The sequence below is a fragment of the Erwinia mallotivora genome (assembly GCF_000590885.1).
Classification (GTDB): Bacteria; Pseudomonadota; Gammaproteobacteria; order Enterobacterales; family Enterobacteriaceae; genus Erwinia; species Erwinia mallotivora.
Genome location: NZ_JFHN01000040.1, coordinates 1 through 10,048, shown reverse-complemented (window position 1 = coordinate 10,048; position 10,048 = coordinate 1). Strand labels below are relative to the sequence as shown.

Annotated in this window: 12 protein-coding genes; all 12 read left to right on the top strand. The window is 55.2% G+C overall.

All coding sequences use genetic code 11. The features are described 5' to 3' along the window. Positions 1-208, top strand: a 208-nt coding sequence (locus tag BG55_RS07440) for a GPW/gp25 family protein (RefSeq protein WP_034936055.1), incomplete at its 5' end; no start/stop codon positions are given. Beyond that, positions 195-1,109, top strand: coding sequence for a baseplate assembly protein (locus BG55_RS07435; RefSeq protein ID WP_034936053.1), 915 nt, complete (start codon positions 195-197; stop codon positions 1,107-1,109). The genes BG55_RS07440 and BG55_RS07435, both read left to right, overlap by 14 nt. After that, positions 1,106-1,717, top strand: a complete 612-nt coding sequence (locus BG55_RS07430; RefSeq protein WP_034936052.1) for a phage tail protein I — start codon at positions 1,106-1,108, stop codon at positions 1,715-1,717. The genes BG55_RS07435 and BG55_RS07430 overlap by 4 nt, the downstream gene beginning before the upstream one ends. Beyond that, on the top strand, positions 1,714-2,739 hold the full coding sequence (locus BG55_RS22245) for a phage tail protein (RefSeq protein ID WP_034936051.1): 1,026 nt from the start codon (positions 1,714-1,716) through the stop codon (positions 2,737-2,739). Before BG55_RS07430 ends, BG55_RS22245 begins: the two co-directional genes overlap by 4 nt. A 1-nt stretch (position 2,740) precedes the next feature. Next, positions 2,741-3,169, top strand: a complete 429-nt coding sequence (locus BG55_RS07420) for a tail fiber assembly protein (RefSeq protein ID WP_034936050.1) — start codon at positions 2,741-2,743, stop codon at positions 3,167-3,169. 283 nt (positions 3,170-3,452) lie between these two features. Further along, positions 3,453-3,983 (top strand): DUF2778 domain-containing protein, encoded by a 531-nt coding sequence (locus tag BG55_RS07415; RefSeq protein WP_034936049.1) that lies wholly within the window; start codon positions 3,453-3,455, stop codon positions 3,981-3,983. 450 nt (positions 3,984-4,433) lie between these two features. Next, complete coding sequence (locus tag BG55_RS07405; protein WP_034936046.1) at positions 4,434-5,261, top strand: DUF6216 family protein; 828 nt, start codon at positions 4,434-4,436, stop codon at positions 5,259-5,261. A gap of 216 nt (positions 5,262-5,477) precedes the next feature. Next, on the top strand, positions 5,478-6,647 hold the full coding sequence (locus tag BG55_RS07400) for a phage tail sheath protein (protein WP_034936043.1): 1,170 nt from the start codon (positions 5,478-5,480) through the stop codon (positions 6,645-6,647). A 12-nt stretch (positions 6,648-6,659) separates the two neighbouring features. Then, positions 6,660-7,175, top strand: coding sequence for a phage major tail tube protein (locus tag BG55_RS07395; protein ID WP_034936041.1), 516 nt, complete (start codon positions 6,660-6,662; stop codon positions 7,173-7,175). 55 nt (positions 7,176-7,230) lie between these two features. Then, positions 7,231-7,539 (top strand): phage tail assembly protein, encoded by a 309-nt coding sequence (locus tag BG55_RS07390; protein WP_034936039.1) that lies wholly within the window; start codon positions 7,231-7,233, stop codon positions 7,537-7,539. A 14-nt stretch (positions 7,540-7,553) separates the two neighbouring features. Then, positions 7,554-7,676: a GpE family phage tail protein gene (locus tag BG55_RS07385; protein ID WP_034936036.1), complete on the top strand. Its 123-nt coding sequence runs from the start codon at positions 7,554-7,556 to the stop codon at positions 7,674-7,676. Then, the coding region (locus BG55_RS07380) for a phage tail tape measure protein (RefSeq protein ID WP_034936034.1) at positions 7,669-10,048 on the top strand (2,380 nt) is incomplete at its 3' end. The genes BG55_RS07385 and BG55_RS07380, both read left to right, overlap by 8 nt.

Below are 10,048 nucleotides of genomic sequence, written 5' to 3'. Positions count from 1 at the left end.
CCAGCCGCAGAACGAGGCGATCCGCCTTCAGGTTATGGCAGCAGTCTATACCGCTCTCAGCCGGTGGGAACCGCGCATCACCCTCAGCACCGTGAGCATAACCCGCGACTTTGACGGCTCTATGGTGGTTGAACTCACCGGCCAGCGTAACGACGGCTCCCCGCTTGCCATGTCGGTATCAACAGGAGGTAACAGTGGCAGTTATTGATCTTTCCCAACTGCCTGCGCCGGAAGTGATTGAGGTGCCGGACTTTGAAACATTGCTAACCGAGCGCAAGGAGGCGTTTATCGCACTCTTTCCGACAGATGAGCAGGCGGCTGTGCGCCGGGTGCTGGCACTTGAATCCGATCCCATCGTAAAAACCCTTCAGGAAAGTGCCTACCGCGAAATCCTGCTTCGCCAGCGCATTAACGAGGCGGCGCAGGCGGTGATGGTGGCCTATGCCCTTGGCAGCGACCTTGAACAGCTGGCAGCGGCGCATAACGTTGCGCGCCTGACCGTGACCCCGGCAAATCCTGACGCCGTGCCGCCCGTCGATGCGGTGATGGAAACCGACGATGCGTTGCGAGTGCGCGTGCCGGAAGCCTTTGAAGGGTTGTCCGTGGCCGGGCCAACGGCGGCGTATGAGTTTCATGCGAAAAGTGCTGACGGGCGGGTGCAGGACGTTTCAGCGACCAGCCCCTCACCGGCCACGGTGGTGATCACGGTGCTGAGCCGTGAGGGTGACGGCACGGCGACAGCGGATTTACTCGCCGGGGTGGATGCCGCACTGAACGCTGAAAGCGTGCGCCCGGTAGCGGATCGTGTTTCCGTACAGGGGGCGACCATTCACTCCTACAGCGTTAAGGCAAAGCTGCATCTTTTCGATGGCGTGGCTGCCGGTCCCTGCCTTGAGGCGGCAAACGCACAGCTCGCCGCTTACCTCATCGAGCAGAAAAAGCTGGGCCGCAGCGTGCGCCGTGAATCCTATGGGGCGGTGCTGCGCGTTGCCGGGGTGGACTGGGTGGAAATGACTGAACCGGCGGCAGACATCATCATGGATCGCACCCAGGCGGGAAGCTGTACCGGCACCGACCTGTCCGTGGCGGATGATGAGTTACTGGCATGAGTAACCTCAGCCTGTTGCCACCCGGTTCATCCGCGCTTGAACGTCGTCTGGCACAGGCGTGCAGCGGGATATCCGATTTAAACGTGCCGTTACGCGATTTGTGGAACCCGGCAACCTGCCCGGTCAGCTTTCTGCCTTATCTTGCCTGGGCGTTTTCGGTAGACCGCTGGGACGAAAGCTGGTCAGAAAGCATCAAGCGGCAGGTGGTCAGGGATGCGTTTTATATTCATCAGCACAAGGGCACCGTCAGTGCGATCCGGCGCGTGGTGGAGCCGTTCGGATTCCTGATCCGCGTGATTGAGTGGTGGAATACCGGCGACGTCCCCGGCACCTTTCGGCTGGATATCGGCGTGCAGGAGCAGGGCATCACGGAAGAAACCTACCACGAGCTGGAGCGGCTGATTGCCGACGCGAAGCCGTGCAGCCGCCATATGCTGGGTATGTCCATCAATTTGCAGAGCAGCGGCGTGCTGCCGGTTGCCGCCGCCTGCTACAGCGGCGACGAGCTGACCGTTTACCCTTACACCCCTGAAATCATCACCGTTGGCGGGCCGGGCTGGACCGGCGCGGCGGTGCATCTTATCGACCTGACGGAAGTGAGCACATGACCACAAAATATTTTGCCCTGCTGACCAGCCAGGGCGCGGCAAAGCTGGCCAACGCCGCCGCGCTGGGAACAAAGTTACAGATTACCGAAATGGCCGTTGGTGACGGCGGCGGGACACTGCCGACGCCGGACGCGGCGCAGACAAAGCTTGTCGGGGAAAAGCGCCGCGCCCCGCTGAACGCGCTGACGGTGGACGGCGCCAACAGCAGCCAGATTATTGCTGAGCAGATTATCCCTGAGAGCGAGGGCGGCTTCTGGATACGGGAAATCGGCCTGTTTGACGCCGACGGCGTGCTGATTGCGGTGGCGAACTGCGCGGAAACCTACAAGCCGCAGTTGCAGGAGGGCAGCGGCCGCACGCAGATGGTGCGCATGATAATCATCGTCAACAGCACCAGCGCGGTGACGATGAAGATTGACCCGTCGGTGGTGCTGGCAACGCGGCAGTACGTCGATAATGCCGTGATTGAGGTGAAGTCGTACGCCGATAAGGCGCTGGCCGCGCACCTCGCCGCCGTCAATCCGCACGCGCAGTATCTGCAAATCGCCGGTGCGCTGGCGGAAATCAAAGACGCCGGGCTGGCCGGAACGGTACTGGATAATCTCGGCCTGAAAGACGCGGCAAAGATGGGTGTGGCAACCGCCGCGCAGATGGTGGCGGGAACGGCAAAAGACCTGCTGCCCAGCGTGGCGGCGGTGGCGGGACTGTTCAGGAAAGGGCCGTTTTCAGACAGCGATTATGTGCGCATTCCTGACGTGCCGGGCGGGTTAATCGTGCAGTGGGCCAGAATCAAATCCGGTTCAGCCGGTAATTATGCCTGGACCTACCCGACCCCGTTCCCCGGCGGGCGGCTGACCGCGTGGGGGATGTGTCACCGGACCGACGTCAGCGGCACCGATTCCCCGACCATCTCCTTTGATGATGTGACCGACCCCAGCCCGAAAACGCTGACTAATTTTAACCTGCGCGTAAATGGCGTGGCCGGTGCCTATTCCGGCTTTGTCATCGCATTAGGATACTGATATGACCGAAGCTTATTTTTCACCCTCGCTGAAATCCTTTATCCCGGCGGAATGGAAAGACGACGGCACCTATAACGATGACACCTGGCCTTCAGATGCCGTACCGGTCACGACGGCGGAAGCGGCCAGCTACTGGAAGCAAACCCCGCCTGACGGCCAGCGGCTGGGCGTGGTGGACGGTCGCCCGGTGTGGGAAGACGAACCGGCGTTGACCCCGGAGCAACGAGCCGCGCTGGCCGAACAGCAAAAGGCGGTGTTACGGGCGCAGGCGCAGGCGACAATCAGCCTGTGGCAGACGGAATTGCAGCTCGACATTATCAGCGATGAAGATAAAACCCGCCTGATTGCGTGGATGAAATACATTCAGACGCTGAACTCGGTAGATACCGCTGAGGCGGAAATTGTGTGGCCGGAAAAACCCAGCGTATAGTGCCTGAACTGTTAATCCAGTGATGTAAAGCCAGTGCAAATCGTTCAACTTATGTTAATTGGCTCAGACCTGAACAGGCTGTTCTGCATGGAAGGGCCATATCGGATCTTACATGATTGTGCTTGTGTACGAGGTAAGCATTTCTACAGTGTAAGATGCCAGCGGGAATCTGTTTTACAGATATACAGAAGAATCTGAGTGACAGGTAGTTAAGAAAATCATTAATTTCATGATAGTATTGGCCCGTTTTCTATCATACCTGACAACTTGCAGGGAGCATTTCATGCAATTAATGAGAATGAGCTACAACGACCTGACAAAAGGTGGTGGCGAGGCAAAATTGCAAGTCTACGGTGTGGGCACTTTCCCGGTTTTTTCCGGACAGAAGCCTTACACCAATGATCCGAATTGTACTTATAAGCCTAACAGTGCCATTCCTGTTGGTCGCTACTGGATCGTATCACGTCCTGAAGGCAGTATCGCAAATCAGATTAGAGGGTGGGCCGTTGATTTTTGGAATAATTCAAACCATTCAGAATGGTTTGCTCTCTTTAATTCTCAAACGATGAGTGATTCCATCTTTATTAATGGCGTTGCCCGTGGCGGTTTTCGTCTGCATCCCTTACGACCAGATGGCTCCGGTGAAAGTGAAGGATGTATTACCTTCGTGCGCCGCACTGACTTCTACACAGTCAGGCAATCTTTACTTCGGAGAAATAAAATCCGTGTGCCGGGTTCAAGAAACGGCTTAATGGCTTACGGTTACGTTGATGTTCAGGGAGACAGTAATTTTGCAAACTGCAAAACTCGTTAGGAAGGTAGCAGGATTCGTCATCTGCTTTATTGTGGCATTTATGTTGTCGCGTTACGGAATGCCACTCTATTCGCTGACGGCGAGGCTTGTTGACTATTCCCACCAAACTTTCAGCCATTATCAAGATGACGTATATGAAGCGGGTACAGACCCTGTTACGTTTTTTTCACTTCTGGCGGTTATCACGATCTATGCCGTGGCGCTTTACTGGCTTGTGAAGATCGTAGTAACAAAAGTGAGAGGTCGTTAGGGTTCGCGATAGTTATTTTATTGTGAATAAATTATTTTAATTGAAGGGCCTTTCTGCACGGAATTTATAGTAATTATAAATGATTGTAATGGCCCTTTTGAAACTGTTTGCATATAAATCATTTGCACAATGTTATCTCCTGTATTCATACATTTTAAGATTTTTGTTGCGTATACCCCTATATTAAGGTTGAAGGAAAAATGGAAAGTCTGATTCAAACTGTTATCAAGTTCGACACATTAATCAGTACGCTTATAGCTATCGGTATAATATTATCGATGGTCTATGTTTTCTATTCCAGAAGCGGATCAACTTATAGCTTGTATTATCGTTTGTGGTCATTGCTCGTTGGAGAGAAAAATTTCCATGATGTGCATCTCGAAAGTTACATGCAGGAGAGGAAAGATTTAGATAAATTCAATGCTATATTCAATACTGATATAAAGAAAAAAAATGATCTGGATGATTTTTATAAGTGGTTAGTCAGATATGATATTGACATAAAGAAAATTTCCGAATCGAAAGGGAATTTTGATTTCCACAATATGAAAATGAGAAAACCTCATTGGATGCTTATCATTATGGCGGCTATTTTTTCGGTTTTAATGTTTATTTTTGGTGTGGCTATTGCGGCGATTAGTATAACTGATAAAGCGATACTGCAATTTCATGATGGTGAACCTTGGGTTTTAATAAACCATAATATGGCTAAGCCAATGTTCAATAAATATATCATTACTCCAAAGGATTGCCTGAAGGAAAACTATAATGCCAATAAAATAATGGAAAAAACCAAATTTTATCTTAGTACTGTAGAAACGATTTGTCATTCTTTTAATAGTAACACTGATAAAGAGATTATAGATAAATTCGTTGCTTCCCAAAAGAAAGTGTCATGGCTTACATTTGTTATTTTATACGTATCTTTTAGGTTTTTTATTTTTTCCACCAGGGGAGTTTGTGCCAGAGATTGTAGAACGTATATTAAAAAGCAATTAATTATAAAAAGACGATCTGTAAATGATTGACCTTAAATATCCCTTTTTTGAATCTTTGTTGTAAGGATTAAATGCAAGTTTTATCGTGTTTGAGTGTATCAATTTAACTAATTCAGTATCTTGTGTTTGTTTTTCCCTCTTACTGGATCAGATTTTTTTGTGTGACTGCCTGCACAACTCACCGTAACTGCATCTTTATCCTGTATGACAGACCATAGCGGAACCCCTTTAGAGAGGAACCGCCTTATGGCTCAGGATTATCATCACGGCGTGCGCGTTGAGGAAATCAACGAAGGCACCCGAACCATTACCACCGTCAGCACCGCCATTGTCGGACTGGTCTGCACCGGCGACGATGCCGACGCAGCCACCTTTCCGCTTAATCGTCCGGTGCTTCTTACTGACGTGCTCACCGCCAGCGGCAAAGCGGGCGAATCCGGTACGCTTGCCCGCTCGCTGGATGCCATTGCCGATCAGGCAAAACCTGTCACCGTCGTGGTGCGTGTGCCGCAGGGCCAGACTGAAGCGGAAACCACCGCGAACATCATCGGCGGCGTGACTGACGGCCAGCGCACCGGCATGAAGGCGCTGCTGGCCGCGCAGTCGGTGTGCGGCGTCAAACCCCGCATTCTTGGCGTGCCAGGCCACGATACAAAAGCCGTCGCTACTGAACTGTTGAGCGTGGCTCAAAGCCTGCGCGGGTTTGCCTATCTTTCCGCCTGGGGCTGTCAAAGCGTGGAAGACGCCATTGCCTATCGCGCCAACTTCAGCCAGCGCGAAGGGATGCTTATCTGGCCTGACTTCATCAGCTTTGACACGGTATTGCAGGCGGACGCCACCGCCTATGCCACCGCGCGTGCGCTGGGCCTGCGCGCCAAAATTGACGAGCAGACCGGCTGGCACAAGTCACTTTCCAACGTCGGGGTAAACGGCATTACCGGTATTTCAAAAGACGTGTTCTGGGATTTACAGGACCCCGCTACTGATGCCGGGCTGCTGAACCAGAACGACATCACCACGCTTATCCGCAAGGATGGTTATCGCTTCTGGGGTTCCCGCTGCCTGAGTGATGATCCGCTGTTTGCCTTCGAGTGTTACACCCGCACTGCGCAGGTGTTAATGGACACGATGGCCGAAGCACAGATATGGGCGGTGGATGGTGCGCTCAATCCCTCACTGGCGCGTGACATTATCGAAAGCATCCGGGCAAAACTGCGCAGCCTGGTCAGTCAGGGGTATCTCATCGGTGCGGACTGCTGGCTGGATGAGAGCGTGAACGATAAAGACACGCTCAAGGCGGGCAAGCTGCTGATCGATTACGACTACACCCCTGTGCCGCCACTGGAAAACCTGCTGCTGCGTCAGCGAATCACCGACCAGTATCTGGTCAACTTCGCCAGCCGCGTCAGCGCATAAGGAGACGATCACATGGCATTACCCCGCAAGCTCAAGCACCTGAACCTGTTTAACGCTGGCAACAACTGGCAGGGGCTGGTTGAGTCCCTGACGCTGCCAAAGGTCACGCGGAAGTTTGAAAAGTATCGCGGCGGCGGGATGGCCGGTGCGGTGGACATCGACATGGGGCTGGATGACGGCGCGCTGGATACGGAATTCACCGTTGGCGGCACTGAATCGCTGTTGTTTAAGCAGCTCGGCACGGAAACCGTAGACGGTATTCAGCTGCGTTTTACCGGCTCCATCCAGCGCGATGACACCGGCGAGGTGCTGGCGGTGGAACTGGTCACGCGCGGTCGCTACAAGGAGCTGGACTCCGGCGAATGGAAGACCGGCGAATCCAGCACCACCAAAGTCTCCGCCACCAACAGCTACGCCAAACTGACCATCAACGGCGAAGTGGTCTATGAGATTGATATCGTGAACATGATCCACATCGTTGACGGCAAAGACCTGATGGAAGCGCACCGCAACGCGCTCGGCCTGTAACTCATCCGGCAGGGGTAACGCCTGCCGTTTTTCCACTCTTTAACGGAAACGCATCATGACTGACAAAACCAGCGCTAATGAAAAAACCGTCGCACTGGACACGCCTGTTGTGCGTGGCAAAACTGAAATCACCCGCATTACCGTGCGCAAGCCGCAGTCCGGCGCACTGCGCGGCACCCGTTTGCAGGCGCTGATGGATATGGACGTGAACGCGATGATCACCGTGCTGCCCCGCGTCACTGAACCCGCTCTGACCACCCAGGAAATCAACGAAATGGACCCGGCGGATCTCCTGTCGCTGTCAGTTGAGGTGATCACTTTTTTGTTGCCGAAGTCGGCGCTGTCAGCTTTCCCGACGGCCTGACGGTTGAGGATCTGGTGGCCGATATCGCTACCGTTTTTCACTGGCCGCCGCCGGTGATGTACGCGGAATCCCTGACGGACGTGCTGGCATGGCGGCATAAAGCAATCCAGCGAAGCGGAGCCGGTGACGATGAGTGACACAAATCTGCGTTTGCAGGTGGTACTGAGCGCGATTGATAAAATCACCCGCCCCTTTCGCAACGCGCGTGACGGCTCAAAGGAGCTGGCCGCCGCGCTGAAGGCCAGTAAAGACGGCCTGAAATCCCTCAATGAGCAGGCGGGGCGTATTGACGGTTTCCGCAAAACCCGTTCCCAGCTTGCCGTCACGGCGAACAATCTCAGGGCCGCCCGAGAGGAAGCGGCACGCCTTGCCGTGCAGTTCAGCGAAACCAGCCGCCCCACCGCAGCGCAGGCCCGCGTGCTGGAGCAGGCAAAGAACCGTGCCAGCCAGCTCCAGCAGACTTACAACGGTCTGCGCCTGTCGGTGCAGCGTCAGCGTGAGGCGCTGAACGCCGCCGGGATTGATACCAGGCAGCTCAGTGCCGCACAGCGGCGGCTGAAAAGTGATGCACAGGCGGCAACCGGCGCGATTGAGCGCCAGCAGGCGGCGCTGCGTAAGCTTGGCGAACGGCAGCAGAAGCTGGCCGCCGTACGGGCGCGCCACGAAAAGCTGACCGCGACGCGCAACAAACTGGCCGGAGACGGTGCGGGCATGATTGCCACCGGCGTGACAACCGGTGTCACCATGCTGGCCCCTGTGCGTGCCTATGCGGACTCTGAGAACGCCGCCACGCAGCTTGCCGCGTCGATGATGGGACCGGGGGCCAGGGTGCTGCCGGAGTATGAACAGATCAACCGGCTGGCGGTCAGCCTTGGCGACAGGCTCCCCGGTACGACGGCAGATTTTCAGAACATGATGACCATGCTGCGCCGTCAGGGGATGAGTGCGCAGTCGATCCTGGGCGGCCTGGGTGAGGCGACGGCGTATCTTGGCGTACAGCTGCGTATGGCACCCACGGACGCGGCAGAATTTGCAGCGAAGCTTCAGGACGCCACGCAGACCAGCGAAAAGGACATGATGGCGCTGACCGACATCATCCAGAAGGGCTTTTATGCGGGCGTCGATGCGGACAATATGTTGCAGGGCTTCTCCAAAATCGGCAGCGCGATGGACATCATTCACCAGAAGGGCATCACGGCGGCGAAGACCTTTGCCCCGCTGCTGGTGATGGCCGATCAGGCAAGCATGGCCGGTGAGTCAGCGGAGAACGCTTACCGCAAAATTTTTCAGGCCACGCTGAATAATAAGAAAATTGACGATGCCAATGATGCGCTGTCGGGCACCGGCATAAAGTTGCGTTTCCAGAATAAAAAGGGGCAGTTTGCCGGACTGGAAAACCTTTACGCGCAGCTGGCGAAGCTGAAAAAAATCACCAATGACGGTAAGCGACAGGCAGTGATCAACACGCTGTTTGGTGACGATGCGGAAACCCTTCAGGCACTGAACATCATGATTAACAAGGGCATTGAGGGCTACCGGGAAACCGCCGCAAAGCTCAATGCCCAGGCTTCACTGCGCGAGCGCGTGGATGCGTCGCTGAAAACGCTGGCGAACCGCTGGGACGCGGCGGGCGGCTCGTTCACCAATGCGCTGTCGGCAATCGGGGCGACCGTTGCCCCGGATCTCAAGCGGCTGGTTGACTGGCTGGGCAGTCTCGCCAGCGCGTTGGGTAACTTTGTGCAGCAGCATCCTCAACTGACGGCGGCGCTTTTCAAAATGGCCGCCGGTTTTGCCATTGCCGTGACGGCCACTGGCGCACTGTTACTGGCCGCTGCCGCTGTTCTTGGGCCGCTGGCCCTGCTGCGGATGAGTTGCAGCGTGCTGGGTATCAAAGCGTTCAGCGCCTTCGGACTGATTAAAAGTGCCATTGGTATTGTTGGCAACGGCGTGCTGTGGCTGGGACGGCTGATGATGGCAAACCCCATTCTGGCGGTTATCGGACTTATCGCCGCAGGGGCATTCTATATCTGGCAGAACTGGGAGACGCTGGGACCGAAGCTTGCCGCACTGTGGGATACCATCAGCACGAAGGTGGGGAGCGTCTGGACGGCGGTCCGCAGTTACATCAGTACCAAATGGAACGAGATTGTGGCTGATGTGCAGGGGCTGCCCGCGCGCTTTCAGGAAGCCGGTTCGCAGATGATTGACGGGCTGCTGGCGGGTATCAGTCAGAAGTGGGACGCGCTGAAAGATAAGCTGTCTTCACTGACGGACTATTTGCCGGATTTCCTGAAGCCGGGCGGTGATAAATCAGGCGTGCCGCAAATCCAGACGCGGGCCGCCACGGTTAATGCGGATGGCAAAGTGGTGCTGCCGCCGGGCGGATTCCCGCGCATGTATGACACCGGCGGCTATATTCCGTCAGGCCAGACCGGTATCGTGGGTGAGAACGGCCCGGAGCTGATTAACGGTCCGGCTAACGTGACCAGCCGCAGGCGCACGGCACGGC

Bases quoted from the DNA above. Each gene is read 5' to 3' on its own strand.
- BG55_RS22245 (WP_034936051.1), top strand. From the start codon at position 1,714: ATGACCACAAAATATTTTGCCCTGCTGACCAGCCAGGGCGCGGCAAAG.
- BG55_RS07430 (WP_034936052.1), top strand. From the start codon at position 1,106: ATGAGTAACCTCAGCCTGTTGCCACCCGGTTCATCCGCGCTTGAACGT.
- BG55_RS07420 (WP_034936050.1), top strand. From the start codon at position 2,741: ATGACCGAAGCTTATTTTTCACCCTCGCTGAAATCCTTTATCCCGGCG.
- BG55_RS07405 (WP_034936046.1), top strand. From the start codon at position 4,434: ATGGAAAGTCTGATTCAAACTGTTATCAAGTTCGACACATTAATCAGT.
- BG55_RS07415 (WP_034936049.1), top strand. From the start codon at position 3,453: ATGCAATTAATGAGAATGAGCTACAACGACCTGACAAAAGGTGGTGGC.
- BG55_RS07395 (WP_034936041.1), top strand. From the start codon at position 6,660: ATGGCATTACCCCGCAAGCTCAAGCACCTGAACCTGTTTAACGCTGGC.
- BG55_RS07390 (WP_034936039.1), top strand. From the start codon at position 7,231: ATGACTGACAAAACCAGCGCTAATGAAAAAACCGTCGCACTGGACACG.
- BG55_RS07400 (WP_034936043.1), top strand. From the start codon at position 5,478: ATGGCTCAGGATTATCATCACGGCGTGCGCGTTGAGGAAATCAACGAA.